This window comes from Affinirhizobium capsici, assembly GCF_977018625.1.
The window spans coordinates 1,007,752-1,034,412 of record NZ_CDRNXD010000004.1 but is presented as its reverse complement, the minus strand read 5'-3'; the positions used below and the strand labels follow the sequence as shown (position 1 = coordinate 1,034,412).

Sequence of the window (26,661 nt, the reverse complement as noted above, 5' to 3'; positions counted from 1 at the left end):
TTTGCATTTTCAGGAATACGCACGTGACACCCGCTAACACCTTGGCGCCTGCCCGCTTGAAGGGCATGAGCAAATTCGAATTCATTGCCATGATGGCCATGCTGATGGCACTTAATGCGCTCGCAATCGACATCATGCTGCCAGCGCTTCAAGAAATTGGCGCAGCCTTGAATGTTGAGGACGTTAATGAACGTCAGTTCATCGTCTCTTCCTATCTTTTCGGCTTTGGCTTTGCGCAGTTGATCTACGGGCCATTGTCCGATCGGTTCGGCCGTCGTTTGCCCATGATACTGGGACTTTCCCTCTATATTGCATGCGCACTGGCCATTGTAATCGTGCCGAGCTTTGCCGGCCTACTGATTCTGCGCTTTATTCAGGGTGCAGGTGCCGCATCAACCCGGGTGATTACCGTCTCTATCGTTCGCGATGTCTATGGTGGCCGCGCGATGGCGGAAGTCATGTCCCTGATCATGATGGTATTCATGATCGTTCCGATCATCGCGCCTGGCACAGGTCAGCTCATCATGCTCGGCGGCAATTGGCATATGGTCTTCCTCTTCATTGGGATCATGGCCATGTTCGTATTGGCTTGGATGGTGATGAGACTGCCAGAAACTTTGGCCGCGGAAGATGTGCGACCCCTGACAGTCCGGTCTGTGCTGGGTGGATTTCGCATCGTGCTCACAAACCGCATGGCACTTTGCTATACGATTTCGTCGACGTTCATATTCGGCGCACTCTTTGGCTTCATCAATTCCGCACAGCAAATATATGTAGGCATTTACGGTTTGGGCGTGTGGTTCCCAGTTGCCTTCGCCGCCGTGGCTGCATTCATGTCGCTATCCTCCTTCGTAAACTCGAAGTTGGTAGGCCGATTTGGTATGCGCAAGCTCTCTCACGCTTCGCTTCTGGGCTTTATCGTCGTCACATTTGTATGGCTCATGGTCCAGTTGTTCAGCGATGGTCCTATGCCATTCCTGCTGTTTCTCGGATTTTTCGCCCTTGCCATGTTCCAATTCGGCTGGATTGCAGCGAACTTCAACTCGCTGGCTATGGAACCGCTTGGCCACGTGGCCGGTACGGCATCAGCAGTTTTAGGCTTTATGAGCACAATCGGCGGTGCAGCGATTGGAGCGGTGATTGGGCAAGCGTTTAACGGCACTGCCTTGCCAATGGTCGCAGGATTTTTCTGCGTTTCCATCATTGGGCTTGTCTTTGTGTTAGTTGCGGAACGCGGACGTTTGTTTCAGGCCCACAACCCGCGGACCTGAAAAAGCTGGCATGAAAAAGGCCTCGGTATCGGTTCGATATCGAGGCCTTCGCCTATACAGTTATCGGGTGCGATCAACCTATAATTTCGCGCCTCAGCAAATCCCAAGTCTCCTTGTTGGAGGCAGCCAGCAGGCCGCCCTCAAATTCATACGGTCGATAGGGCGATCCATCAAACTTGGCGACATGGCCACCGGCTTCCTGAATGATGAGGGAGCCACCGACATGATCCCAAGGCATGAGCTTATTGTAGAGAACGAAATCCACATGCCCCCCGGCAAGAATCCTGTATTCTTGTGCCGAACAACGGTAGCTGGCAAAAAACCGCAATTTTGATAGATTGGTGAGAACTTGGAGCCTCTGCTCATCAAAGAAATATGCTGCTGAGGCCATGCCGTAGATGTCTCCCAGAGACTTTGGCGCAGCCGTCTCAAGACGTACCGCATCACCATCTGGCCGCCGCAGGAATGCGCCACCACCTTTTTCCGCCATAACCCAATCATCGCCCATAGGATCGTAAATGATCCCGGCGATCGCCTCGCCTTTGTAGACAACCGAGGCCATAACGCCGAAGGCAGGAACTCCAGCCGCGAAATTGAAAGTGCCATCAACCGGATCAACAATGATGGCCAATTCTGCATCAGCAAGCTTGCTAAGCAACGCTTTATCGGCAGCAACGCTTTCCTCACCAATGAACAGCGCATTCGGCGCGAATTTTTCCACTTCGCCTTTGATGTAACGCTCAGCCTGCTCATCCGCTTCAGTTACAAGATCGGAAGCTTCAGATTTGACACGTACATCCTGCTTGGACAGGCGGCGAAAACGCGGCACGATTTCTTGTTTTGCGGCCTGCCTCAGCACATCCGCAAGGACCATGATATCAACGGGCATCAGTAACCTCAGTCTTTGGAAGTCGGAACAAGAGCCGCGAAATCGAAGAGTTGCGGATCTAACAGATGGGAGGGATTAACGTGTGAAAGTGCGCGCAGCATCCGGTCCTTGCGGCCAGGCATTTGCATTTCCATAGTGGTGAGCATCTGCTTCATAGCGTTGCGCTGCAGACCATCCTGAGATCCACAAAGGTCGCAGGGTATGATCGGGAACTGCATAGCCGTGGCAAATTTCGCTAGGTCCTCTTCCGCGCAATAGGCGAGCGGGCGCAGAACGAACAGATCACCCTCATCATTCAGCAACTTTGCAGGCATCGCCGCAAGCCGACCACCATGAAACAAGTTCATGAAAAAGGTTTCCAGAATATCGTCACGGTGGTGGCCAAGCACCAGCGCATCGCATCCTTCTTCTCGCGCAACGCGATAGAGATTGCCGCGCCGTAGGCGAGAACAGAGTGAGCAATAGGTTGCACCCTCCGGCACCTTCTCCTTTACGACCGAGTATGTATCGCGATATTCAATGCGATGCTGCACATCGAGATTTTTCAGGTAGTTGGGCAGAACATGTTTCGGGAAATTGGGCTGACCCTGATCGAGATTGCAGGCAATCAGTTCAACCGGCAGAAGGCCCCGCCATTGAAGATCCATCAATAGTGCAAGAAGAGAATAAGAGTCCTTTCCGCCTGAAAGACCAATAAGCCAGCGCTTTTGGTCTTTCAGCATCCCGAAATCTTCTATCGCCTGCCTGACCTGCCGCAACAGGCGCTTACGGAGCTTGTTGAACGCTGTCGTCCGCGGTGCATTCTCAAACAAGCTGTTTGAAAATGCATCAGGACCGTCCTCTACGAAATCGGTCGTTTCGTTTGCCGCTACCAGCGTCACATCATTCTCCGCACATTGAAGGCCGCAAACTCCCTATTCGTTGCGGCCCGTTTAAGGCATTTAGCCTGCAAGCGCAGCCGCCACAGCTTCAATGGCTTCGCCAGCTTTGGCACCATCTGGACCACCGGCTTGAGCCATATCCGGGCGTCCACCGCCGCCCTTGCCGCCAAGCGCGGCTGCTGCAACACGAACGAGTTCAACCGCGCTGAACTTGTCTGTCAAATCGGCAGTAACACCCGTAACCGCGCTGGCCTTGCCATCATCGCTCACAGCAATCAGCAGCACGACGCCGGACCCCAGCGAGCCTTTGGCCTCATCCACAAGGCCCTTCAGATCCTTGGCCTCTACGCCCGTCACCGCTTTGCCAAGATACTTGGTGCCCGCAATCTCTCTGACGTCCGCACCGCTACCCGATTGAGTTCCCCCCATAGCGAGCTTGCGGCGAGCTTCCGCCAATTCTTTTTCAAGCTTACGGCGCTCTTCGACCAGAGCCTCGACGCGCGGCAGAACCTCCGAAGGCTGAACCTTCAACATACCAGCCAGTGCTTTTACACGTTCATCCTGCTCAGCCAGATAAGCGCGAGCTCCCTCGCCTGTCACCGCTTCCACACGACGGACGCCGGAACCGACAGCGCTCTCACCAATCACCCGCACCAGTCCGATGTCGCCCGTTGCAGACACATGCGTGCCGCCGCAAAGCTCAATGGAATAAGGCTTGCCAGCTTTGCTACCCTCAAGGCCTGTACCCATGGAAACGACGCGAACTTCATCACCGTACTTTTCACCAAACAGGGCCATCGCCCCTTCGGCAATTGCGTCATCGACGCTCATCAGACGCGTTGTGACAGGCGCATTTTGCAGGATGATGGCGTTCGCCATCTCTTCAACCTTCTGCAACTCCTCAGCACTCATCGGCTTAGGATGTGACACGTCAAAACGAAGACGCTCGGGCGCAACCAGCGAACCCTTTTGAGCAACGTGAGTACCAAGAACCTCCCGCAAAGCTTCATGCAAGAGATGAGTTGCCGAGTGATTGGCACGAAGCTTGGAGCGACGAGCATGATCAACCGTCAACACCACAGGATCACCAGACTTCACCACACCCTCAACCACCGTCGCGGCATGAACAAAAAGACCTTCGCCTTTCTTTGTCGTATCCGTCACCTGAAGCTTCGCAGTGTCGGATGAGATAACACCGGTATCACCCATCTGGCCGCCAGATTCACCGTAGAACGGAGTCTGATTGACCACGATCAACACCGTCTCGCCAGCGTTCGCGCTATCGGCAACGCCACCATCGCGAACAATTGCCTGAACTACGCCTTCAGCGGACTCGGTATCGTAACCGAGAAACTCCGTGGCTCCGAACTTTTCCTTCAGTTCAAACCAGACGCTTTCCGTCGCTTTTTCACCGGAACCCGCCCAGTTCGCACGGGCCTCGGCTTTCTGACGTTGCATAGCGTCGTTGAAGCCAGTCAGATCAACCCCGATGCCACGAGCGCGCAAGGCATCCTGCGTCAAATCAAGCGGGAAACCATAGGTATCATAAAGCTTGAACGCGGTTTCACCATCCAGGGAATCTCCCTTTTCCAGCGTATCTGTTGCGTCGGAAAGCAATGAAAGACCACGTGCCAGCGTGGCGCGGAATTTGGTCTCTTCAAGCTTCAGCGTTTCCGAAACCAGCGCTTCCGCGCGGGTCAGTTCCGGATAGGCGCGGCCCATCTCGCTGACCAGCGATGGCAGCAGCTTGTACATCAAAGGCTCACGCGCCCCGAGCAACTGCATGTGGCGCATCGCGCGACGCATAATGCGACGCAGAACATAACCGCGCCCTTCATTGGAGGGAAGAACTCCGTCGGCAATGAGGAAGGCGGATGAACGAAGGTGGTCAGCAATCACGCGGAAGCTGGCTGCCTGATCGCCCTCAGCCTTCGCGCCAACAACATCCTCAGTCGCAGCAATAAGTGCCTTGAAGAGATCAGTATCGAAAACGCTTGAGACGCCCTGAAGAATGCAGGCCATACGCTCCAGGCCCATACCCGTATCAATCGAAGGGCGCGGCAACGGCGTACGCTCGCCGGGCGCGGTCTGCTCGAACTGCATGAAAACGAGGTTCCAGAATTCAAGGAAGCGATCGCCATCCTCTTCCGGCGAACCGGGAGGCCCGCCCCAGACGTGTTCACCCTGGTCTATGAAGATTTCAGAACAGGGACCGCAAGGGCCAGTATCACCCATTTGCCAAAAGTTATCAGAGGTTGGAATGCGGATGATTTTGCTATCAGAAATTCCAGCGATCTTTTTCCAGAGGGTCGCAGCATCTTCGTCTTCGGCATAAACCGTCACAAGCAAGCGATCCTTTGGCAGATCGAAACCTTTGGTGACCAGGTTCCAGGCCAGTTCAATCGCGTGTTCCTTGAAATAATCTCCAAAAGAAAAATTTCCGAGCATTTCGAAGAAAGTCAGATGGCGTGCTGTGTAGCCAACGTTATCGAGGTCGTTGTGCTTACCACCAGCACGAACCACTTTCTGCGAAGTCGACGCAGTCGTATAAGGGCGGGATTCCAATCCTGTGAACACGTTCTTGAACTGAACCATGCCCGCATTTGTAAACATCAAGGTCGGGTCATTGCGCGGAACAAGCGGACTTGAGGAGACAATCTCATGACCGTTTTTCCGGAAATAGTCGAGAAAGGTCGACCGGATTTCATTCACGCCACTCATGCAAAACCCTTCTTCACCGCCCGCGCGGTCCCCATCGTTCAAAGCCTCTGGCTTTTATCTTTCTCCCCGACACCTGTCCAGCATCACAAGGAAACGGCTACACAAGTTACCTCATGTAGCCGCCATTAAATCACATAGCCCGCGAGAGGCCTCTAGAAATCAGGGTCAGGCGTCCGAATCACCGGCGTCATCGCCACTGTCCGGACCACCATTCTGGAGGAACCGATCTGCGATCAGTCCGGCATTTTGCCGAAGGGACATCTCAATTTCGCGTGCCAATTCCGGATTATCGCGCAAATAGTTCTTTGCGTTTTCCCGACCTTGGCCAAGACGCTGGCTATTATAGGAGAACCATGCACCAGACTTCTCGACGATACCAGCCTTGACACCCAGATCGACGAGCTCACCAGTCTTGGAAACGCCTTCGCCATACATGATGTCAAATTCAACCTGCTTGAACGGAGGTGCCATCTTGTTCTTGACGACTTTTACGCGGGTCTGGTTGCCGACCACTTCTTCGCGCTCTTTCACCGAACCAATGCGGCGAATATCGAGGCGAACGGAGGCATAGAACTTGAGCGCGTTGCCGCCCGTCGTGGTTTCCGGTGAACCGAACATGACACCAATCTTCATACGAATCTGGTTGATGAAGATGACCATGCAGTTCGAGCGGGAAATCGATCCGGTCAGCTTGCGCAGGGCCTGGCTCATCAGGCGCGCCTGCAAACCCGGAAGACTGTCGCCCATTTCGCCTTCGATTTCCGCACGCGGCGTCAAGGCAGCAACAGAGTCGACAACCAGAACATCGACAGCGCCAGAACGAACTAGCGTATCCGTAATCTCAAGCGCCTGCTCGCCCGTATCAGGCTGGGAAATGAGGAGGTTTTGCAGATCTACACCAAGTTTACGGGCATAAACCGGATCAAGAGCGTGTTCCGCATCAACGAAAGCGCACACGCCACCTTTTTTCTGCGCTTCAGCAATGGTTTGAAGTGCCAGCGTCGTCTTACCAGAGCTTTCCGGTCCATAAATTTCGACGATACGACCCTTTGGCAAACCACCGATGCCAAGCGCTATGTCCAGGCTGAGTGAACCCGTCGAGACCGTTTCGATCTCTACCACGCTTTCATTGGCACCGAGCTTCATGATCGAGCCCTTGCCGAAGTTCCGTTCGATTTGCGAAAGCGCCGCTTCCAGAGCCTTGCTTTTATCCACTGATTTTTCCTCTACGAGCCGCAATGAATTCTGAGCCATTTCGAACACCTTTAGGTTATTGCAGCCCCGCTCGCAACGAAGCAGCTACTAATGTTAAATGTACTCATTTTGTTCTAATTTTCAAGTACCATTAACAGATTGATTCAACTTGTTTTTGAAGACATGTTCACTTAATGTTTCCAAGCAGTTACTGGATCGCCACAATGCGCCCACGTGGCAGAAACGAGGTGTTCCCCTTCAAACGATTCGGACCAAATGTCGTTAGTGAAGCAGACCTTGTTTCTCCATTATGCCTATTGCCGTCCCCACCCCATCCTGGCCACGTATCTCTTTTCCTAGATCCTGCGCGTTCTCCTGCATCTTCGGATCGAGAGCGATTTCGAATGCCTTCAGTAAATTTTTGAAAGTGGCCTTGGAGCGTGGAATAGCAGCAGGCGCAGCACCTCGGCGCTGCAACCGGGAGGCCCAGAACGGTTGATCACCGAAGACGGGCATGACGACAGATGGAAGACCTGCGCGTGCGACAGCATGCGTTGTGCCAGCACCACCATGATGCACGGCCATCGACACTCTTTCAAACAGCCAATCATGCGGAGCGTGGTCAATGGCTGCTGTACGAGCTGTGCCATATCCAGCCTTACTATCGAGACCGCCCCAACCCGTTAGAAGAATTGCACGCTGATCCAGGGCTTGCAAAACTCTGTGAAACAGAACGGTTAATTCTGAAGCCCCTGCGTGATACATGCTGCCAAAGCCAACATAGACAGGCTTGCCAGGCTCGCTGAGGAAGTCTTGCAGTTCTTCGGGCGGCTGCCATGATTCACGTTCACGAAGGCTCCAATCGCCGACAATGTGTATGTTGTCTGGCCACCCGGCGTGCGGTTGAACCAGTGAGGGACTGACGGCTACCAGTCTTAGATGGTTTGCATTCAGCGTTCTATAAGGGCTTTTAAGCCCCATTGGATGCAGACCTAAACGAGGCCGCACGTGTTCATCATAAGCTGGCTGAATGACTCCAATCATGCTTAGGCGCGCAAGCCAACCAAGCCCATAATTCACTGGCCCCGGCAGATTATACATCAACCTCGGCAGTGGTATGGGTGGCGGATTGAAAGAGGGAAAGCTTGCCACAAGCTGCGTTTCCACGAAGGGTATTTGAAGTCGCTCACCCAGAGCATGACCCAGCTGGCTGACCATGCCATTGCCAATGATGAGGTCCACCCCCTCGGCTGCAGCCAAACCCTGTTCAGGCCAGTTTGCGGCAATCTCGCGTAACTGCTTACGGAAGGCGCTTAACATCTCTGTCAGCTTGAGAGCGCGACCAAGAGCTTGCTTATTGGCACTGATCCATTGTCGAAAATCTCCATCCAGGTCAGCGAATTCCAAACCGTGTCGCTCCAAAAGAGGACGAAACATTGGGTGCGTTGCAAGCCGCACCTCATGCCCTCCTGCCCTAAGCCCAACACCAAGAGCCACAAGAGGACGAACGTCTCCCTCGGTTCCGACGGTCAAGATCAAGATTTTCATCAAAAAATCGCTTCATATGAAAATTGTGGTTTGAAAAATATTCTCTAAATTATTCACAGCGTGCATTTTTAGCATCAACTTAACGCGTGAGCCTACAATTATAACGCGTTAGCACAGACCCGGAGCCGGCTCTGCATTTGAAATTTTCTGAACCCTTGTCAGTTAATGATAGCGCCGAGAAAATCAGGCGTCCAGCATTTCTCGCACCGCAACCGCCAATTGCTTCAAGGAGAACGGTTTTGGAAGGAAGCCAAACTTGGCATCTGCGGGGAGATTTCGCGCGAAAGCATCTTCCGCATAACCCGATACAAAAATGAACTTCAGATCGGGGTAGGTTTTGCGCAATTCGCTAAGGAGTGTGGGGCCATCCATTTCGGGCATCACCACGTCTGATACGACAATGTCGACTTTGCCTTCCAGCTCTTCCATGATTTCGAGGGCTTCCGTGCCAGAGCCCGCTTCGTGAACGGTATAGCCTCTCGTCTCCAGCATTCTCTTGCCGCCGCGCCTTACGGCTTCCTCATCCTCAACCAATAGAACGACAGCTGAGTTGCCTGTCAGATCCAGGTTCTCGGAAGATGCTGGAGCCGGTGTAACAACGGCAGGAGCTGTTGCTGGCGCGGCAGTGGCATGATCGGATCCCTCTTGAGCCGGAGCCGCGACAGGTTGAACTTCCTGAATATAGCGGGGCAGGAAAACGCGGAAAGTCGTTCCCTTTCCAACCTCAGATTCAGGATAGATGTAGCCACCAGATTGCTTGACGATGCCGTAGACCATGGAAAGACCAAGGCCTGTTCCTTTGCCGACCTCCTTCGTTGTGAAGAACGGCTCGAAAATCTTGTCCATAATTTCAGGCGGGATACCGGTTCCCGCATCAGCCACCTCCACAAGCACGAAGTCATCCGAGGGCAATCGTGCATGAGCGAATACGGCCACTTCATCTGCGGTCACATTGCGCGTTCTGATCTTGATCGATCCGCCATTCGGCATCGCATCACGCGCATTCACGCACAGATTAATGAGAACCTGTTCAAATTGTGAGAGATCGGTGCGGACCGGCCATAAGTCGCGGCCATATTCCACTTCCAGCTTCACATTCGTGCCGGAAATCAGACGATCAACCAGCATACGAAGATCGCCAACCACATCGGTAAGGTTGAGAACAGCTGGGCGCATGGTCTGCTTGCGGGAGAAGGCCAGCAATTGACGAACGAGAACAGCAGCGCGGTTTGCGTTGCGCTTGATTTCCATCAAATCCGCAAAACTTGCGTCCGAAGGACGTGCTTGCAGCAGCAGGTGGTCGGAAGACAGAAGAATTGCGGTCAAAACGTTGTTGAAGTCATGCGCGATGCCGCCCGCCAAGGTGCCCACAGCGTTCATCTTCTGCGTCTGCGCCATCTGCGTTTCCAGAGCCTTCTGCTCCGTCGTCTCCACGGCGTAAACGATAGCAACCTCTTCAGGCGCTTCATCACTCTCGTCGATGACAGCATTGACGTAGAAACGCACGTGACGCGCCTCATCGCCAGGATGGCGGCAGTCAATCGGTGCGATATCCCCCTGCCGATCCTTTGCCGCTGCCAGGGCACGTTCAAGATCCGTTCGCGCAGTCTCATTTACGATGACATCAAGCTTCACGCCGGTTTCGACATCATCACGGGAAACCACACCCGCGAACAACCTGAGGAAGGGCGCATTGATGCGAAGAATTTTTCCATCACCGCCAATCGAGGCGATGGCCATAGGCGTGTTATTGAAGAAGCGGGTAAACCGCATGGCTGAAGCGGATTGGTCAGCACCCTCGCCTACCGGTCGATCGAGCACGATTGTCCTGCTTTCGCCCGGAGCGCCGTCACGCATGGAAGAGACGCTGTGCACCAGTCGAACAGGTAAGCTCTGTCCGTTGGCACGTCGCAAATCGAGATCGAGCGTTTCCGTGCGCGTCTGACCTGCAGAAGGCTGAACGGATTGGATAAGAGCCATGCCCTCACCCGCCACAATATCCGAAATGCTCATGGAGCCTGGGACAAACTTTGTCAGATCCAGCGCAAGCCACTCCGCAAGCGTCGCGTTGAGGTAGAATATTTCTCCCTTGCGGCCAGCAGAAAAGAACCCAGCCGGCGCATGATCGAGGTAATCGATCGCGTTTTGAAGCTCGCGGAAGAACCGTTCCTGATCCTCGCGCTCCGAAGTGATGTCAGCAATCTGCCACACATCCAACGGTGCCTTTTGGCCATGCGCCTGAAGGCTTCGCGCTTTCAAACGGTACCAATGTGCGCCAGAACCATTGCCGGAATTTCGCCCCAGTGGCTTCATGAGGCGAAACTCCTCATGCGCCTCGCGCCCCTCACGCAGCGCAGCGGTCAAGCGGTAAAGCGCCTCCGTGGCCTCGCGATTCTTTGAAAGTAGCGCTTCAAGCGATTGCGCATTGCTGGCCTTGGTCGCACCTGTAAGACGTCCATATGACGCGTTCGCGTAAAGAATGCGTCCTCGTTCATCGGTAATAAGGATGCCGTCTGGATGACTTCCCAGATAGCTTGATGCGAACTCGTCTGAGCGTGATTGCGGCATGACCTCCACAAGACCGATGATGGAGGACACAATGAAGAAGATGCCAACCATGGCAAGGATGCCAAGCACGCCGAGCACCATTTCATTGTCCATGGCCTGCTTGAAGACGACGAAGGCAATCGAAACGCCGATCAGGATAAGGGCAAGCACCAGCAACCGAAGTACGGTGCCGCTCCGCTGGCCCCGATCTACCAAAGGCGCATCATAGCTGCCAGACGGCTGCGGTTTCGTCATCATACCTCACAGATTCGGCCAAAACATCGTATTGGGCCATGGAATCGGTCTACAAATACTCCATAGCAAGTTGCGCGCCGCCCAAAAAGCTGTGTGTCAAAGAAACCCGTTAAGAACAATGATCTGACCATTGTCTCCGTGCAGTTTCCGTCCATATCTCGCATGGCGGCAACAGGATTACCCTTTGCGATGCAGGTCTGGTTTCTCCAGCATCAATAATTCATGATGCAAAGCAAGTCGGCGGAATGTATCGATCAATGTCGCAGACAAACTGTAAATGGTGTTGGTAGGGCCATTGATCATGGCCGGTGGGAGCAGAACAAGATGGTCGAAGACTTCATGACTACCTATGGGAGCCGTCTGATCATCGCCGTGATCGGCGTAGGCGTCGGCCTGTTGCTTCTCGTGGTAGCATTATATCTGATCCGTCGACGAAACGGCCCTTCCCCCTTTCTGAAAGGCGGAAAAAATCGGCAACCAAGACTTCAGGTTCTCGATGCGGCAGCAGTCGATGCTCGCCGTCGCATCGTTCTTATACGTCGTGATGATGTCGAACATCTGGTCATGATTGGCGGTCCCACCGATGTGGTCATTGAGAGCGGCATCGGCCTATCGCGCGAAGGGGTTGCGATCCTGCCGGAGAAAGCACAAGCGCAGTCCTTGTCTGCCCCTGTGCTTGAACCGCGTTTACAAAAGCCGGAAAGACAGGCTCAACTTTCCGCACCGGTAGCCACACCAGAATCAGCACCTGCTATACAAGTTCGCCGTGACGAGACCCCTGAAACTCGTGTCGCAAGCGCATCTCAACCAACGCTCACAAACCCGCAACCGAAAGCGACGATTGCTCCGGACAGCACAAACGTAGTCAAGCCGGAGCCACCCGCAAGCAGGGCTTCCGCTGAGGTGAGAACAGCACCCGTGCAGCCAGCCGCACAGCCATCGCCGGCTAAAGAACCTGAAATCACGCACCCTGCTCCATCAGTTGCGCCAGCAGTCGCATCTGCAAAGACAGTTTCAGTTGCGCCTGACATCGGCTCAGCATCCGACGCTTTAGATGCAGCGCGTCGGCGTGTATTTCAGCCAGCCCAAGACAAAACTCCTTCTGCCGCCGTGGCTACGCCCTTGCCTGCCTCGGCACTCAGCGAAAAAAGAGTAGAACCGTCAGCGCCGTCAGTCTCGGATACGAATTCACAGCAATCGAAAACGAATGAAATTGCTAGCGAATTTGACCGTATCCTCGAGCAAGAAATGGCGAGCAATCTTGCGGCGCAAAAGGCTGATTTCGCACCCACTGTCAATGCTGCACCTGTTCCTCGTCCGTCAGCCTCAACTGCGCGGGTAACGGGTGCATCGACAGAGCCATCTTTGCAAAATGAGATCGCGAGAATTTTTGGCGAGATGTCTGTCACAAAAGATGACCGACAGCCTTAATCCCATCCTGAAGACAAGAAAAAAGGCACGCGGATGAAAGCGTGCCTGGAAAGTTTTGAGATCCGTTTAAGGTTCAGTGTCAGGACTTTGGATTACTCGTCCCGGTAAACCTTCTCACGACGTTCGTGACGCTCTTGCGCCTCGATCGAAAGCGTAGCGATTGGCCTTGCATCTAGGCGCTTCAGCCCGATTGGCTCGCCAGTTTCCTCACAGTAACCGTAGGTGCCATCATCTATACGTTGCAACGCGGCGTCAATTTTAGAGATTAGCTTTCTCTGACGGTCACGAGCACGAAGTTCGATAGCTCTATCGGTTTCGGATGAGGCCCGGTCGGCGAGATCGGGATGGTTGGCGCTTTCTTCTGCTAGATGGCCCAGCGTTTCGCGCGCTTCTCTCAGGATATCATTTTTCCAGGCTATGAGCTTGGCTCGGAAGTATGCCCGTTGATTGGCATTCATGAATTCATCATCTTCCGAGAGGACGTAGCTGCTAAGATCGATCTTCTCACTCAACGCAATTCTCCTGGAGAACAGCTCTCACGGCGGGTCGTATACTCCAAGACGATATGTTTATTCAAGCCTAGGAATGCTTCTTAAGCAATTTTTAAATTTGGCATATATTTAAGCTAAACGGCTATTTTTGCAGCGAAAACGCCGAGCTTCACTGCCGGACTAGCTCAACCTGTAAGTGAATCCTGTGGATGATTTCAAAGCCTAGCGGTATTGACGCTGATACAAACGTGTTGCTAGCTGGCTTGGTCAGCCCATTGTTGCGAAGCTTTCATGCAGATATTTCAATCATCCTCTACTACGCGTATTTATCTCATGCGTCATGCACGTTCCGGCTGGCCGCAACCGGGGGAACATGATTTTGATAGAACCTTGGATGATCAAGGCTTTGCAGAAGCAGAAATGATTGCGCAACGGGCAGCGGACCAAAACTACGCACCCGATCTTATCCTCTGTTCAACGGCCATTCGATGCCAGCAAACGGCGCAAGCGCTGCAGCGAGCATTTGGGATCGAGACAGAAACCCTTTTCGTCGACGAACTTTACAACGCGCCGGTCGAGAATTATCTCGCCTTAATCGCAGCCCAAACAGTTGGCTCGTTGATGTTGGTGGGCCATAATCCCGCCATGGAAGCTTTGCTGGAAGCCTTCCTTGGGGCGGACCGAGCTTCAGCGACTATTCCAACAGGCTACCCAACCGCCGGACTTGCTGTTCTGGATCACGATGGCGGCTCCATGGTTTCTTCTACCAGCTGGAAGCTCAAGGACTTCCTCCATCCTTGAGCCCAGAATTCGATACTGCCTTCTTTTACCGCTCCCTCCAATGTCTATATGTGAGACATCGAAGGATAAGAACGGGTTCCAGCTTTGCCTCCATCACTGACGAGCTTCAAAGATGATGCGCTGATTGCGCTGGATAGCCTGACCGATCGGGCTGGCAACTTGCTAAACCCCACATTGCGTCTGGGGGTCACAGGCCTTTCAAGAGCTGGCAAGACAGTTTTCATTTCATCTTTGGTGCATAATCTTTTGCACGGTGGACGCCTTCCACTTTTAGAGGCTGTCCGTTCTGGACGAGTATCCGGCATTCGGCTTGAACCGCAGCCTGACGATGCTATTCCTCGCTTTCAATACGAAGATCATATTCAGGCGCTTGTTCGAGAGCGCATCTGGCCGGATTCCACTCGCGCCATCTCGGAACTTAGGTTGACCATCGATTACCAAAGTGCCAGCGGCTGGGGCCGTTATTTCTCTGCCGGTAAACTTTCCATCGATATCGTCGACTATCCGGGTGAGTGGCTGCTGGACTTGCCGCTGCTTGCTCAAGATTATCGCAGCTTTAGCGAAACGACCTCGGCACTCGCGAGCCGGGGCGTTAGGAACGAGTTGGCTCAGGAGTGGCTTGCCATAGCGGGTTCAATAGAGCCATCCGCCCCGGCCGAGGAGTCAACGGCACGACGGCTCGCGGAGGCATTCACCCGCTATTTGCGAGCGTGCAAGTCGGACGAGCGCTCACTCTCCACGCTTCCACCTGGTCGATTCTTGATGCCTGGTGATCTTGACGGCTCACCGGCGCTGACCTTTGCACCGCTGCCTAATCTAGGCGAGATAAAGTTGGCCAAGGGTAGCTTGGGCGCAATGATGGAGCGGCGTTTCGAAGCCTATAAATCTATCGTTGTGAGGCCGTTCTTTCGGGAGCATTTTGCACGGCTGGACAGGCAAATCGTATTGATCGATGCACTTCAAGCCCTCAACCGAGGCCCAGAGGCCATTCAGGATCTTGAGCGAGCCCTCCAAGATGTTCTGGCGTGCTTCCGCCCCGGCACCAACTCAATCCTCTCCTCCCTTCTTGGGAAAAGAATCGACAAGGTGCTGGTGGCAGCGACGAAAGCAGATCATCTGCACCATGAAAGCCATGACCGCCTGGAGGCGATCACACGCCGCATAGTAGACCGCGCCATCAGCCGCATCGGTATGACAGGTGCGGGTATCGATGTGATGGCCATGGCATCTGTTCGAGCCACACGAGAAGCCACCGTTCGTCATGGTGTGGAAACACTTCCAGTCATCACGGGAACCCCAATGGCGGGCGAGGAAATCGCTGGCGAAATATTCGACGGGCTTCGTGACACCGCGATCTTTCCCGGTGACCTGCCTGCAGAAACAACGCAGATGTTCCTCCCGGCGACAGAAAATCCTGCTGACCGACGGCTGCCAAATCTCAACATCGTTCGTTTCCGACCACCGAAGCTCGATCAAACCGCTGCTGGCGCGACACTGTCTATTCCACACATTCGGTTGGATCGCGCGCTGCAATTTCTGTTGGGAGACCGTCTGGCATGAGCACCAACGAACGCGACTCACCTCAGGAGCGGCGCCCGACAGCCTTCGCCCTGGAAGCGGAAGAGGCAGCTCGCATCCGCCGCCCGCAAGCCTTCTCTGATAATGTCAGCATCGTAGATGATCGAGACGATCCTTTCCTTGGCGCCGCTGAACTCGAGGCCGAAGCAGCGCTTGAAGCACAACCGCGAAGACGCGGCTTTTCCTGGCGCAATCTTGCCCTTGGTGCGCTTGGCGCCTTCCTCTCCATGGCTTTCTGGCTTTGGGCGGATCAGGTGGTGCGCGACCTATTTTCCCGATCAGACTGGCTGGGCTACCTCGCAGCTGGCCTGCTGGCATTGGCTGCTCTCGCACTCATCGTCATCATTGGGCGCGAAGCAGCAGGGTTGATGCGCCTTGGTGCGGTTCAGTCGCTCAAAAGCGAGGCGGAGCAAATCGCTTCGAAATCATCGCCCAACGACTCGCGCCACATCATTTCCCGGCTGGAGAAGATCGTGTCGCACCGTCCAGAGACAAAACGGGGACGAGCGGCTCTCGACAACACTAAAGGCGATATCATCGATGCGCCTCAATTGCTTGAGCTTGCTGAACGAGAATTGCTGACGCCGCTCGATCAGCGTGCTCGTGCGATGATTCTCGCCTCCGCAAAAAGAACTTCGGTCGTTACAGCCGTCAGCCCGAGAGCTGTGGTCGACCTCGCCTATGTGCTTTACGAAGTCACACGGCTCGTCCGTTCAATGGCAGAACTCTATGGCGGAAGACCCGGCACGCTGGGGCTGTTTCGTCTTTTGCGGGATGTCATCGCGCATCTTGCGGTCACTGGCTCCATCGCGGTTGGAGATAGCATTGCTCAACAGGTACTGGGCCATGGGCTGGCAGCCAAGCTTTCGACGCGCCTTGGCGAAGGTGTCATCAACGGACTTTTGACCGCGAGAATCGGCATTGCCGCGATGGATCTCTGCCGCCCTTTGCCCTTCCGTGCCTTGAAAAGGCCGGGCATCGGAGACTTCTTGGGTGACCTAACGACCCTGTCAAAGCCACCTACCAAGTGACCGAAAAACCCTTGACGCGAGCAAAAGAAACCGCTCATTAACCATTCCAGCAGTATGTTCTGCCGGATCAAGGACGCCGCTCGCCGAAGGAAAGTTTAATGGTTTCGCGCTTCTTTTCGCTGAAAGGCGGGCTTTTCGCCGCCACGTTTGTTGTGCTTGCCTCAGCCATGACGCAAGCCGACGCCGCGCCGCGCGACAAGGCATTTTTCGAAAGTGCTGGCGGCGTCTGGTCTGGACCAGGTGAAATCGTGGCCGGAAAGTACAAAGGTACAAAATTCACCTGCAACCTGACAGGCCAGCCAAATGCAGCGGGTGATACTGGCATCAAGCTGGATGGCACCTGCCGCGTGGGCGTATTCAAGCAGCCGATGTCCGCTGTGATTACCCAGACTGGAAGCTCCTATAAGGGCAAGTTTCTAGACGGTGCAGACGGTAAGGGTCTCGACATCGTGTCAGGCGCCGTGAACGGCGATAAGATCGTCGTTGGCATCAACCGCGCCAAGTTAAACGGTGCGATGATTGCCAGAATGCAGAGCAAGGACGCCATGAACATTACCATCTCCGTGAAGGTGGAGGATGAAATGGTGCCGGTTATTGGTTTGGCGCTGACGCGCGATACTGATCAGATGGCAGTCGGCTCGATCGCGGCGAAAGACTAATCTAAAAGGAGAGGCGGCGGTTTTCGCTAACCGCCGCCTCTTTCACGACGCAGCTTGTTCCACCAGTCTAACCGTTTGCGGATGTCCCGTTCGAAGCCGCGCTCAGGTGGATCATAAAATGTCTGCCGTCCCATCTTCTCGGGGAAATAATCCTGGCCGGAGAAGGCATCAGGCTGATCGTGATCATAGCGATAACCATCGCCATAACCCTCCCCCTTCATCAGCTTCGTCGGTGCGTTTAAAATATGCTTGGGCGGTAAAAGCGAGCCGTGCTGCTTTGCTGCACGCATAGCAGCCTTGTAAGCCACATAAACGCCATTGGATTTCGGTGCCGTGGCCAGATAAACGCAGGCCTCAGCCAGCGCCAATTCTCCTTCAGGCGAACCTAGATAATCATAGGCATCTTTTGCGGCGTTACAGATCACCAGTGCTTGTGGATCGGCAAGGCCGATATCTTCCACCGCCATCCGCACAAGTCTGCGACCCAGATATAGAGGGTCCTCACCTGCATCCAACATGCGGCAGAGGTAGTAGAGCGCGGCATCGGGGTCTGAACCGCGAACGGATTTATGCAGCGCGGAAATGAGATTGTAATGTCCGTCCTGGCTCTTGTCATAAACTGGAGCACGTCTTTGAACGATACGGGTAAGTCCGGCTACATCGAATATTTCATCTGGGCGAGCCGCACGCCATACCTCTTCCGCCAGCGTCAGGACCGCACGACCATCGCCATCAGCCATGCGTAACAGGGCTGCACGCGCATCCTCGTCCAAAGGAAGGGGGCGCGCTTCAACAGCCTCGGCACGGTTTATAAGCTCACTCAGACTCTCCTCGTCATGCGCCTGGAAGGTAAGCACCCTTGCGCGCGACAAAAGAGCGGCATTCAATTCGAAGCTCGGATTTTCCGTCGTTGCCCCAACCAGTATCACCGTACCATCTTCCATAACAGGAAGAAAACTATCCTGTTGGGCGCGATTAAATCGATGAATTTCATCGACAAACAGCAGCGTCTGGCGTCCGTCCATTCGACGCAAACGAGCAGCCTCAAAAACCTTCTTGAGATCCGCAACACCCGAAAAGATTGCGGAAATTTGTTCGAAAGCGAGGCCCGCCTCGCCAGAGAGCAGGCGGGCAACTGTTGTTTTGCCCGTACCGGGCGGTCCCCAAAAGATCATGGATCCAAGAGAGCCCGAATCGATCATACGACGAAGTGCACCATCTTCACCCGTCAGGTGCCCCTGCCCCGTCACTTCCGCAAGCGAGGTCGGGCGCAGGCGGTCTGCCAGCGGCCGTTTGCTAGCAACAGCCTCTGGCACGCGCGGAGCAAAGAGATCACTACTCATCGGAAGAATTGGCGGATTCGTTGGCCGCCGCGTTCGATTTCAACCCGCCAAAATCCAGGGTTATCCTCCACGAGAGTAGCCATAGCCTTAGTGGAAGGAACTGGATCGCCATTGACGGATACCACGATATCACCCGCCTGGAATCCAAGTCGCGCCGCCGGGGAGTTGCGCACCACATCGCTCACCACAACGCCGGACTTATCAGTCGGCAAGCGAAGTTCTGTCGCAAGCTTTGGAGAGAGATTTGCGACACGCAGGCCTGCAAACGGGTTGCGGCCTTCGATCAACCGCTCGTCACGCGGAGTCGTTTCAGGAGCTGTTGCCAGATTGAGCGTTGCCTTGGTTGCTGACCCTGCTTGCTGGATCATCAACGTCGCGGAATTTCCAAGCCCCGCCGTTGTCAGGCGATACCAAAGCGCATCGGGATGCTCGACAGGAATGTCATTGACCGCCGTAATGACTTCACCCGGCTTTACGCCTGCCTTATCTGCCGGACCGCCTTCAGCCACGCTGACCACCAATGCACCACGCGCCGCCTTCAGGCCCAAAGCCTCAGCGACCTCGGAAGTTACGGGTTGGAAGGTAGCGCCCACATAGGGGCGCTCAAAAGACTTCTTCCCGTCTTCTGCGGCCTTCAAAAAAACCTTCACGAGATTTGCGGGAATGGCAAAACCGATGCCGTTCGATCCGCCACCACGCGAAAAGATGGCCGTGTTGATACCAATCAATTCGCCGTTCATATTCATCAATGCGCCGCCGGAATTACCGGGGTTGATTGATGCATCTGTCTGGATGAAAAAGCCAACATCACCCTCGGTAACCTGGTTTCTCGCAAGCCCCGACACTATGCCGCTCGTGACCGTCTGGCCAACGCCGAAAGGGTTGCCGATGGCAAGAACAAGATCGCCCACCTCGACGGCATCGGAATTGCCGATAGCGAGAACCGGAAAATCTTCCTTGGCCTTGATGCGCAGCACCGCAAGATCGATGCTTTCATCCTTCAGAATGACTTCGCAGGGAAATTCACGCCCGTCTGGCAGCGCGATCTTGATGTCATCCGCGCCCTGGATGACGTGATTATTCGTCATCACGAGACCATTATGCGAAACGATGACGCCCGACCCGAGAGAAGATTGCTTTTCGGAACGGTTCGGCATTCTCTGCCCAAAGAACTGCTCGAAGAAAGGGTCGCCAGCGAACGGGTTTAACCGCTGTACAACGCGCTCTGCATAAACGTTGACGACAGCGCCTGCTGTCTGCTTCACCAGCGGCGCGAAAGACATTTGCATTTCCGCTTGGCTGCGTGGCGCAACCTTATCTTGAGCAGAAACCGATACAGGCAGCATCAACGCTAATGCCATAAAGGCGCAACAGATACTTTTCGGCAGGCTCGGCATGTGATTCCTCACGTTTTGCATGATGGTGTACTTGTAGCCCCGGACGCTAAAAAGGAAAGATGGCTGAAAATGGAGATCCGTTCAGTCTACCCATGTACATAAGTTCGCTCACAGGAAAAGCCAGAAGCTGGGCACGAAGCATCAAGCGGGATATCGTTGCTCTGTGGCTAGCAGCGCGTGATCCACGCGTGCCCATATTGGCCAAGCTGGTAGCAGGGCTTGTGGCAGCCTATGCGCTATCACCCGTCGATCTCATTCCAGATTTCATTCCCGTTCTAGGCTATCTGGATGATGTGATCCTCATACCGCTTGGCATAGTTCTGGCTGTACGCCTCGTACCAGCCAACTTGATGGACGAATTTCGCAAGTCGGCTGTACAACAGTCGAAACCGATCAGTCGTCTTGGACTCATCTTCGTGATCTGCATTTGGCTGGCAGGAGGCGCATTATTTGGGCTGTGGCTTTGGAACTTTTTCCACCGTTACCCGTAATCCCCTGCCCTGAGACCTGCTGTCTCATGGGCAGCCTTGGGATTGGCATTAGCCGCCCTCACACCGGAGGTAGGACATGGATTCGAAATCGCTCATCGCGGTAGTCTCGGCTTTATTTATGGCAGTGAGCATGGTGCCATTGCTACCTCATCAGGCTCAAGCCGCAAGCTTTGATTGCGGCAAGAAAGAGCTAGCTGCAGATGAGAAAGTAATTTGCGAGGATCGTGCCCTGAACGACCTCGATGTGAAAATGGTCACGACTTTCGACATCCTGACCGGCCTCGTCCCAATGGGTAATCGTGACACGTTGCGTGATGAGCAATCCGCTTGGCTGAAGAAACGTCAGGCTTGTGAGGCTGATGCAGCCTGCATCAGATCGTCTTACGAGGAGCGGCTCAAGCAACTGGACGCTGCCTACAAGAGCCTCATTCGTCCTCTTTAAGTAGGCTGGCGAACCCGGCAGACGAAATGCCTGCCGGGTCGGATCGCTTATCAATCCCAGCTGAAGCCTTTGTTTTTCATGTAAACGTTGCTGACGCCCTTGCACCAATCGAGCTTGAAATCGTCCGCACCGTAATTATCCCAGCTCACGCGGAACGGCACCACGCAATTCCCCTGATTGCTGAACCAGTCCAGATCAATGGACTGCCCAGGGCGGATACGGCCATCAAGCCAATTCTCGCTCCACTGTCCATTTTGATAGGTGTAAAAACCGTTGATGGTATATCCATCTGCCCGGTTGTGCAGGCGGAAAGCATAATCGCTAGCTTGAGCAGATGTGGAAATAGCGGCCAGGCACAAAGCAGCCGCGGTCAAATATCGCTTCATCAAGTCATCCCCAATGGGAAAAGTTGGCCATAATTCGAAAAGAAGAAGTTCCCATCACCCTTCCGATGATGTCGATACTAGCGATACTGCATGAACATCTTCTGAATACACTGCGGTAAGAAACAATGTTTGAAATTGTGACGATAAATCAGTTTAAATCGCAATATAAGTCAAAATCATATATTAAAAAAGGCTGCTCAGTAAACCTGAAGCAGCCTTTTGATCAGATATATTCCAAAACCTATTCGGGCAGAATGCGAACCGCACCTTTATCAGCGCTGGAAGCGAAGGCTGCGTAAGCCTTGAGGGCAGTCGTAACATTGCGTTTGCGCGGGCTGGCAGGCTTCCAACCCAAACGGTCCTGTTCTTCCCGGCGCGCAGCAAGCTCCTGCTCGCTAACCTTCAGATTGATGCCACGGTTTGGAATATCAATCTCAATCAGGTCGCCATCGCGCACAAGGCCGATTGCGCCGCCATTAGCCGCTTCAGGAGAAGCGTGGCCAATAGACAGACCGGAGGTGCCACCGGAGAAGCGGCCATCCGTCACCAGGGCGCAGGCTTTGCCAAGCCCCTTGGACTTCAGGTAGCTGGTTGGGTACAGCATTTCCTGCATGCCCGGGCCGCCTTTCGGACCTTCGTAACGAATGACGACGACATCGCCAGCCACGACTTCATTGCCGAGGATGGCTTTGACCGCCGCATCCTGGCTTTCATAGACTTTTGCAGGACCGGAGAACTTGAGGATCGATTCGTCCACGCCCGCCGTTTTTACGATACAGCCATCAAGCGCGATGTTGCCGTACAAAACCGCCAAACCGCCGTCCTTCGAGAACGGCTTTTCGACCGAGCGGATAACGCCATTCTCACGATCTGTATCCAGATCATCCCAGCGAGAGGACTGCGAGAAGGCAACTTGCGTTGGCACACCGCCAGGGGCTGCTTTGAAGAAGGTGCGGACAGTTTCAGAGTTGGTACGGGTGATATCCCAACGATTAATGGCATCCCCCAGCGTCGCCTCATGCACCGTCTTGCAGTCGGTGTTCAGTAGGCCGCCACGCTCCAATTCGCCTAGGATACGCATAATACCACCGGCACGATGCACATCTTCCATGTGAACATCCTGCTTGGCAGGAGCAACCTTGGAGAGGCATGGCACTTTGCGAGACAGGCGGTCAATGTCGTCCATGGTGAAATCGACATTGCCCTCATGCGCTGCTGCAAGAATATGCAAAACCGTATTCGTAGAACCACCCATCGCGATATCGAGCGCCATTGCGTTTTCAAACGCTTGCTTGGTGGCGATGTTGCGGGGCAAAACGCTTTCATCTTCCTGCTCGTAATAGCGGCGCGCCAAATCCACGATCAGATGACCTGCTTCCACGAACAAGCGCTTGCGGTCTGAATGTGTCGCGAGCGTCGAGCCATTACCCGGCAAGGAAAGGCCCAGTGCTTCGGTGAGACAGTTCATAGAATTGGCGGTGAACATGCCGGAGCAGGAACCGCAGGTCGGGCAAGCCGACCGTTCGATAATCTTTACATCCTCGTCAGAGATTTTGTCATCTGCCGCCGCCACCATGGCATCGACCAGATCAAGTGCCACCGTCTTGCCGTGAAGCACCACTTTGCCCGCTTCCATCGGTCCGCCAGATACGAAGACTGCAGGAATATTGAGGCGCATGGCCGCGTTCAACATGCCGGGCGTGATCTTATCGCAGTTGGAGATGCACACCATGGCATCTGCGCAGTGGGCATTGACCATGTACTCCACGGAATCAGCGATGATTTCACGCGAGGGCAACGAATAAAGCATGCCATCGTGACCCATGGCGATTCCATCGTCCACGGCAATTGTGTTGAATTCCTTGGCAATCCCACCCGCTGCTTCAATCTCACGCGCAACAAGCTGGCCCAGATCCTTCAGGTGAACGTGACCAGGCACGAACTGCGTGAAGGAATTGACGACGGCAATGATTGGCTTGCCGAAATCGCTGTCTTTCACGCCGGTAGCGCGCCACAAACCGCGCGCACCCGCCATGTTGCGGCCGTGTGTCGTGGTTCTAGACCGATATGCAGGCATGGTTCTCATCCTCAATTGGAAGGCAGCCTCGCCATCCAGCGAGCGGCCCGATTGTGAGGATTAACTACTCTAAACGGCATTTCCTGTCACTATCAGGACAGGTCAAAGCGGTACGCCTCATATCACGGGTTTGCACACGAAAATGTGCGCGACCACTTTATTTGCAAAAGACATGAAACTCTCAACGAGCAGCCTACGTAGTGCTAAGTAAAGCCATTCCACTGCGAAAGAGCTGAGCCATGAGCGTGTATCATCCTCCCAAGATCCCCACCCGGGAGATCACTCCGAAGAGCATCTACCTTTCCCGCCGGACCTTCATAACTGGCGCAACTGCGGGCCTAGCCTTTGGTGGTGCGGCGTCGACCGCCATGGCAGCGGCCTTGCAGGCAAAACCCGGCCCCTACAAACTCGACGAGAAGCTTACCCCGAAAGAGGCGGTGACCACTTACAATAATTTCTATGAATTTGGTGTCGGCAAATCTGATCCCGCTCAGAATTCAGCCGACTTCAAGCCCACTCCGTGGACAGTCTCTGTTGAGGGGCTGGTTAACAAGCCAAAGACGTTCGGCCTTGAAGAACTGATGAAGATGCCGTTGGAAGAACGCACTTACCGCATGCGCTGCGTTGAGGGCTGGTCCATGGTTATTCCATGGATAGGATTTCCGCTGAAGGCGTTGTTGGATCAGGTGGAACCGCAAGGAAGCGCCAAATTCGTTTCCTTCGAAACCGTCGTGCGTCCCTCCGAAATGCCCGGACAGAAGGGCTTTTTCCAGCCTCTTCCTTGGCCTTACGTTGAAGGATTGCGGCTGGATGAAGCTAATCATCCTCTGACAATCCTGGCGGTCGGGCTTTATGGAGAAACCCTGCCAAACCAGAACGGCGCGCCAATTCGCTTGGTAGTACCTTGGAAATACGGCTTTAAAGGCATCAAATCCATCGTAAAGATCAAGCTCGTGGAAAAGCAGCCAGAGACCACCTGGAAAAATTCCAATGCTCGCGAGTACGGCTTCTACTCCAATGTAAACCCTGCCGTGGACCATCCTCGCTGGAGCCAGGCAACGGAACAGCGGATTGGCGAGGGCGGCGGGCTTTTCCCTGATCGTCGGCCGACGTTGCCTTTCAACGGCTATGCGGATGAAGTGGCAAGCCTCTATGCGGGCATGGACCTGAAGGTGAATTACTGATGCCGATCATCCCTGCCCTGCCTCGGCGCCTCCACGGGCCGAGTGTATGGGCACTTTATGTTGTCGGACTGTGCCCGGCGGCCTGGTATCTTTACCTTGCTGCTACGGGTGGCCTTGGCTTCAATCCGGTCAAGGAATTTGAGCATCTGCTCGGCATCTGGGCACTGCGGTTTTTGATCGCCGCACTGGTTATAACTCCGCTGCGCGATCTGGCTGGCATCAACTGGTTTCGTTACCGGCGCGCTTTGGGTCTGCTTGGGTTCTATTATGTGCTCATGCATTTCAGCGTCTATGCGCTGCTTGACCTCAGGCTCAATCTTGGAGCGGTCTGGGCCGATATCGTTCGTCGCCCTTACATTACCATCGGAATGATTTGCTTGATGCTACTGATACCGCTCGCCATCACATCCAACAGCTGGTCGATCAGGCGACTTGGATCGCGATGGAATAGCCTGCACAAGCTAAGCTATCTCATTCTTGTCGGTGGTGTTCTGCACTTCATTCTCGCCCGCAAGAGCATGACCTTGGAGCCGACCTTTTATCTCGTAGTAGCTGTGATTTTGCTCGCTTACCGCCCGGTCCGCAAACCTATTGTGGCGTGGAAGCGTGAGCGAACAAATCATAAGATCGCTCGGCAAACTTAGAGAGATTATGAGGACCAGCCTTGGACGAAAAACCCCGGAGTAATCCGGGGTTTTAGCTGCGATCCGAATACGGCCTACCCGTTATCTATCAGAACTTGACCTTCAGCGACGTCGAGACAGCAGCCACGAGATCGTTGCCGAAATCGTATCTCACGTCGTTGCCGTAGGTGATACCATTGATGGTAACCTGACCGGAAGAACCACTCGTAAGAACGCCGAGGGCGCCGGCAAGACGCAGCTCAACATTCTTCGTTGGGAGGTATGATACGCCAGCGCCCAAGGTCCAGCTATCGGTCTGTGTACCATAGCCCTGGCTCGTGCCACGATCCCAGGTCAAGCTGACCGCACCGCTCCACTGTTCGTTAAACTTGTGGCCGATACCGCCTGTGATCGTCCAACCATCACGGTAGCCAAGATCGAGTGAAGTGATTTGGCGAGGAGTGGTGCAGGAGGATGCCGTACCAACAACGCAGAACGGGATAGTGCCAAGCTGGCTCCAGTCGACCCATTTGACCGAGCCAAATGCCAACCAGTCAGGTGCGATGCCGGACTGAACCTTCAACTCCAGCGTATCAGGCATTTTCTGCGCGCCGAAGACATTGAAAACGCCGCGGCCGACGCCGGAGAGATTCAGTGTGCCCGTGATATCATCGAGATTGACTTCACTGTTGTAAACAAGGCTGGCACGGAATGCGTATTCAGGAATTTCGTAGGCGAGACCGGCGCGCCAACCCCAACCGTCGCCCTTTAGATCAAGACGACCGACACCGCTTTGCAGTCCACCGAATGCTGCGGGAACGCGCGTGAAATCCTGAACCAGACGCTCCTTGAAGCCATCGACTTGCTGATAGAACCCACCACCGATGACGCGCAACTGGCCTGGACCCACATCAAAACGGTAGGAGCAGGTTACAGCATAGTTATCGCTGTTGACCTTAGTTTCGATGTTATTGTTCGCGCCTGCCCAGTTTGCACCGGGCTTCAGATGCGCGCCCCATGGCTGCGAATAGTCGAACATGCAGTCAGCGGAGTCGCCGATAGCGCCTTTGATACCAACGCGCGGGACCCAATAGCCCTCGCTGTCGTCTGCCCGATTGGAACGGTTGTTAAGATTGCCACCACCGGTGGTACCAGCTCTGGTACCGTTGAAGGGAAACGCGGCAGAGCTTGTATCCGTGTCCTGCACGTTCTTAAGTTTGCGCTGTGGAGCGACGTATGTCGCGGAAGACTCGATCGCAACAGATGAAGGATCAAAAAGCAAATCTACGTTGTAGCCGCCACGTTCCAAACCACCTGCAAGCGCGGTCGTGTTAAGTGCGCCAATCGCTGCGACCGCCAAGATGCCGCGCTTAATATGCCTGCTTTCCATATTTCTCCCACTCCCGGATATGTGCCCCATG

Annotated in this window: 22 protein-coding genes; 10 read left to right on the top strand and 12 right to left on the bottom strand. The window is 54.4% G+C overall.

Annotated features, from left to right (window positions below; all coding sequences use genetic code 11):
- Positions 1 to 65 precede the first annotated feature (65 nt).
- Positions 66 to 1,271 (top strand): multidrug effflux MFS transporter, encoded by a 1,206-nt coding sequence (locus AC0JZ1_RS08385; protein WP_471883395.1) that lies wholly within the window; start codon positions 66 to 68, stop codon positions 1,269 to 1,271.
- A gap of 73 nt (positions 1,272 to 1,344) precedes the next feature.
- On the opposite strand, the gene AC0JZ1_RS08380 is transcribed toward AC0JZ1_RS08385, so the two are convergent.
- The 6 genes from AC0JZ1_RS08380 to cckA all read right to left on the bottom strand — a co-directional run bounded on the left by AC0JZ1_RS08380 (position 1,345) and on the right by cckA (position 11,306).
- Entirely contained in the window at positions 1,345 to 2,160 is an 816-nt protein-coding gene (locus AC0JZ1_RS08380; RefSeq protein WP_471881928.1) for an inositol monophosphatase family protein, read from the bottom strand.
- 8 nt (positions 2,161 to 2,168) lie between these two features.
- A complete protein-coding gene (gene ttcA, locus AC0JZ1_RS08375) occupies positions 2,169 to 3,041 on the bottom strand; it encodes a tRNA 2-thiocytidine(32) synthetase TtcA (RefSeq protein ID WP_471881927.1) in 873 nt (290 codons plus the stop codon).
- Between the two features lie 60 nt (positions 3,042 to 3,101).
- The gene (gene alaS / locus AC0JZ1_RS08370; RefSeq protein WP_471881926.1) at positions 3,102 to 5,762 is read right to left on the bottom strand and encodes an alanine--tRNA ligase; all 2,661 of its coding nucleotides are present in this window, start codon (positions 5,760 to 5,762) and stop codon (positions 3,102 to 3,104) included.
- 165 nt (positions 5,763 to 5,927) lie between these two features.
- Positions 5,928 to 7,016: a recombinase RecA gene (gene recA, locus AC0JZ1_RS08365; RefSeq protein ID WP_471881925.1), complete on the bottom strand. Its 1,089-nt coding sequence runs from the start codon at positions 7,014 to 7,016 to the stop codon at positions 5,928 to 5,930.
- Positions 7,017 to 7,238: 222 nt separating this feature from the next.
- Positions 7,239 to 8,504, bottom strand: a complete 1,266-nt coding sequence (locus AC0JZ1_RS08360) for a glycosyltransferase (RefSeq protein WP_471881924.1) — start codon at positions 8,502 to 8,504, stop codon at positions 7,239 to 7,241.
- 183 nt (positions 8,505 to 8,687) lie between these two features.
- The gene (gene cckA, locus AC0JZ1_RS08355; RefSeq protein WP_471881923.1) at positions 8,688 to 11,306 is read right to left on the bottom strand and encodes a cell cycle histidine kinase CckA; all 2,619 of its coding nucleotides are present in this window, start codon (positions 11,304 to 11,306) and stop codon (positions 8,688 to 8,690) included.
- A 324-nt stretch (positions 11,307 to 11,630) separates the two neighbouring features.
- Here cckA and AC0JZ1_RS08350 point away from each other — a divergent pair, with 324 nt between their 5' ends.
- A complete protein-coding gene (locus tag AC0JZ1_RS08350) occupies positions 11,631 to 12,737 on the top strand; it encodes a flagellar biosynthetic protein FliO (RefSeq protein WP_471883394.1) in 1,107 nt (368 codons plus the stop codon).
- A gap of 92 nt (positions 12,738 to 12,829) precedes the next feature.
- Here AC0JZ1_RS08350 and dksA read toward each other — a convergent pair whose 3' ends face one another.
- Complete coding sequence (gene dksA / locus AC0JZ1_RS08345) at positions 12,830 to 13,249, bottom strand: RNA polymerase-binding protein DksA (RefSeq protein ID WP_471881922.1); 420 nt, start codon at positions 13,247 to 13,249, stop codon at positions 12,830 to 12,832.
- Positions 13,250 to 13,519: 270 nt separating this feature from the next.
- Here dksA and AC0JZ1_RS08340 point away from each other — a divergent pair, with 270 nt between their 5' ends.
- From AC0JZ1_RS08340 to AC0JZ1_RS08325, 4 genes are all read left to right on the top strand, one after another.
- On the top strand, positions 13,520 to 14,029 hold the full coding sequence (locus AC0JZ1_RS08340) for a SixA phosphatase family protein (RefSeq protein ID WP_471881921.1): 510 nt from the start codon (positions 13,520 to 13,522) through the stop codon (positions 14,027 to 14,029).
- 84 nt (positions 14,030 to 14,113) lie between these two features.
- Positions 14,114 to 15,589 carry a YcjX family GTP-binding protein gene (locus AC0JZ1_RS08335; RefSeq protein ID WP_471881920.1) on the top strand — a complete coding sequence of 492 codons (1,476 nt, stop codon included), beginning with the start codon at positions 14,114 to 14,116 and terminating at the stop codon, positions 15,587 to 15,589.
- A complete protein-coding gene (locus tag AC0JZ1_RS08330; protein WP_471881919.1) occupies positions 15,586 to 16,638 on the top strand; it encodes a YcjF family protein in 1,053 nt (350 codons plus the stop codon). Before AC0JZ1_RS08335 ends, AC0JZ1_RS08330 begins: the two co-directional genes overlap by 4 nt.
- Before the next feature lie 98 nt (positions 16,639 to 16,736).
- On the top strand, positions 16,737 to 17,297 hold the full coding sequence (locus tag AC0JZ1_RS08325) for a hypothetical protein (protein ID WP_471881918.1): 561 nt from the start codon (positions 16,737 to 16,739) through the stop codon (positions 17,295 to 17,297).
- Positions 17,298 to 17,323: 26 nt separating this feature from the next.
- Here the strand turns inward: AC0JZ1_RS08325 and AC0JZ1_RS08320 are convergent, their stop codons facing one another.
- Both AC0JZ1_RS08320 and AC0JZ1_RS08315 read right to left on the bottom strand, forming a co-directional pair.
- Positions 17,324 to 18,640 carry a replication-associated recombination protein A gene (locus AC0JZ1_RS08320; RefSeq protein ID WP_471881917.1) on the bottom strand — a complete coding sequence of 439 codons (1,317 nt, stop codon included), beginning with the start codon at positions 18,638 to 18,640 and terminating at the stop codon, positions 17,324 to 17,326.
- Positions 18,637 to 20,037, bottom strand: coding sequence for a DegQ family serine endoprotease (locus AC0JZ1_RS08315; protein WP_471881916.1), 1,401 nt, complete (start codon positions 20,035 to 20,037; stop codon positions 18,637 to 18,639). The genes AC0JZ1_RS08320 and AC0JZ1_RS08315 overlap by 4 nt, the downstream gene beginning before the upstream one ends.
- A gap of 59 nt (positions 20,038 to 20,096) precedes the next feature.
- Between AC0JZ1_RS08315 and AC0JZ1_RS08310 the strand changes: the two genes are divergently transcribed.
- The gene (locus tag AC0JZ1_RS08310; RefSeq protein WP_471881915.1) at positions 20,097 to 20,528 is read left to right on the top strand and encodes a YkvA family protein; all 432 of its coding nucleotides are present in this window, start codon (positions 20,097 to 20,099) and stop codon (positions 20,526 to 20,528) included.
- 118 nt (positions 20,529 to 20,646) lie between these two features.
- Positions 20,647 to 20,970, top strand: a complete 324-nt coding sequence (locus AC0JZ1_RS08305) for a lysozyme inhibitor LprI family protein (protein ID WP_471883393.1) — start codon at positions 20,647 to 20,649, stop codon at positions 20,968 to 20,970.
- A 50-nt stretch (positions 20,971 to 21,020) separates the two neighbouring features.
- On the opposite strand, the gene AC0JZ1_RS08300 is transcribed toward AC0JZ1_RS08305, so the two are convergent.
- Both AC0JZ1_RS08300 and ilvD read right to left on the bottom strand, forming a co-directional pair.
- Entirely contained in the window at positions 21,021 to 21,344 is a 324-nt protein-coding gene (locus AC0JZ1_RS08300; RefSeq protein WP_471881914.1) for a hypothetical protein, read from the bottom strand.
- Positions 21,345 to 21,597: 253 nt separating this feature from the next.
- A complete protein-coding gene (gene ilvD / locus AC0JZ1_RS08295) occupies positions 21,598 to 23,433 on the bottom strand; it encodes a dihydroxy-acid dehydratase (RefSeq protein WP_471881913.1) in 1,836 nt (611 codons plus the stop codon).
- A 239-nt stretch (positions 23,434 to 23,672) separates the two neighbouring features.
- Between ilvD and msrP the strand changes: the two genes are divergently transcribed.
- Both msrP and msrQ read left to right on the top strand, forming a co-directional pair.
- A complete protein-coding gene (gene msrP / locus AC0JZ1_RS08290) occupies positions 23,673 to 24,617 on the top strand; it encodes a protein-methionine-sulfoxide reductase catalytic subunit MsrP (RefSeq protein WP_471881912.1) in 945 nt (314 codons plus the stop codon).
- Positions 24,617 to 25,261 (top strand): protein-methionine-sulfoxide reductase heme-binding subunit MsrQ, encoded by a 645-nt coding sequence (gene msrQ, locus AC0JZ1_RS08285; RefSeq protein WP_471881911.1) that lies wholly within the window; start codon positions 24,617 to 24,619, stop codon positions 25,259 to 25,261. Before msrP ends, msrQ begins: the two co-directional genes overlap by 1 nt.
- 88 nt (positions 25,262 to 25,349) lie before the next feature.
- On the opposite strand, the gene AC0JZ1_RS08280 is transcribed toward msrQ, so the two are convergent.
- Entirely contained in the window at positions 25,350 to 26,630 is a 1,281-nt protein-coding gene (locus AC0JZ1_RS08280; protein ID WP_471881910.1) for an OmpP1/FadL family transporter, read from the bottom strand.
- Positions 26,631 to 26,661 lie beyond the last annotated feature (31 nt).

What these genes read in the sequence shown, in the direction of transcription:
- AC0JZ1_RS08385 (WP_471883395.1), top strand. Translation starts at nt 66, where the DNA reads ATGAGCAAATTCGAATTCATTGCCATGATGGCCATGCTGATGGCACTT.
- AC0JZ1_RS08380 (WP_471881928.1), bottom strand. Translation starts at nt 2,160, where the DNA reads ATGCCCGTTGATATCATGGTCCTTGCGGATGTGCTGAGGCAGGCCGCA.
- alaS (WP_471881926.1), bottom strand. Translation starts at nt 5,762, where the DNA reads ATGAGTGGCGTGAATGAAATCCGGTCGACCTTTCTCGACTATTTCCGG.
- recA (WP_471881925.1), bottom strand. Translation starts at nt 7,016, where the DNA reads ATGGCTCAGAATTCATTGCGGCTCGTAGAGGAAAAATCAGTGGATAAA.
- AC0JZ1_RS08360 (WP_471881924.1), bottom strand. Translation starts at nt 8,504, where the DNA reads ATGAAAATCTTGATCTTGACCGTCGGAACCGAGGGAGACGTTCGTCCT.
- cckA (WP_471881923.1), bottom strand. Translation starts at nt 11,306, where the DNA reads ATGACGAAACCGCAGCCGTCTGGCAGCTATGATGCGCCTTTGGTAGAT.
- AC0JZ1_RS08350 (WP_471883394.1), top strand. Translation starts at nt 11,631, where the DNA reads ATGGTCGAAGACTTCATGACTACCTATGGGAGCCGTCTGATCATCGCC.
- AC0JZ1_RS08340 (WP_471881921.1), top strand. Translation starts at nt 13,520, where the DNA reads ATGCAGATATTTCAATCATCCTCTACTACGCGTATTTATCTCATGCGT.
- AC0JZ1_RS08330 (WP_471881919.1), top strand. Translation starts at nt 15,586, where the DNA reads ATGAGCACCAACGAACGCGACTCACCTCAGGAGCGGCGCCCGACAGCC.
- AC0JZ1_RS08325 (WP_471881918.1), top strand. Translation starts at nt 16,737, where the DNA reads ATGGTTTCGCGCTTCTTTTCGCTGAAAGGCGGGCTTTTCGCCGCCACG.
- AC0JZ1_RS08320 (WP_471881917.1), bottom strand. Translation starts at nt 18,640, where the DNA reads ATGAGTAGTGATCTCTTTGCTCCGCGCGTGCCAGAGGCTGTTGCTAGC.
- AC0JZ1_RS08315 (WP_471881916.1), bottom strand. Translation starts at nt 20,037, where the DNA reads ATGCCGAGCCTGCCGAAAAGTATCTGTTGCGCCTTTATGGCATTAGCG.
- AC0JZ1_RS08310 (WP_471881915.1), top strand. Translation starts at nt 20,097, where the DNA reads ATGGCTGAAAATGGAGATCCGTTCAGTCTACCCATGTACATAAGTTCG.
- AC0JZ1_RS08305 (WP_471883393.1), top strand. Translation starts at nt 20,647, where the DNA reads ATGGCAGTGAGCATGGTGCCATTGCTACCTCATCAGGCTCAAGCCGCA.
- ilvD (WP_471881913.1), bottom strand. Translation starts at nt 23,433, where the DNA reads ATGCCTGCATATCGGTCTAGAACCACGACACACGGCCGCAACATGGCG.
- msrP (WP_471881912.1), top strand. Translation starts at nt 23,673, where the DNA reads ATGAGCGTGTATCATCCTCCCAAGATCCCCACCCGGGAGATCACTCCG.
- msrQ (WP_471881911.1), top strand. Translation starts at nt 24,617, where the DNA reads ATGCCGATCATCCCTGCCCTGCCTCGGCGCCTCCACGGGCCGAGTGTA.
- AC0JZ1_RS08280 (WP_471881910.1), bottom strand. Translation starts at nt 26,630, where the DNA reads ATGGAAAGCAGGCATATTAAGCGCGGCATCTTGGCGGTCGCAGCGATT.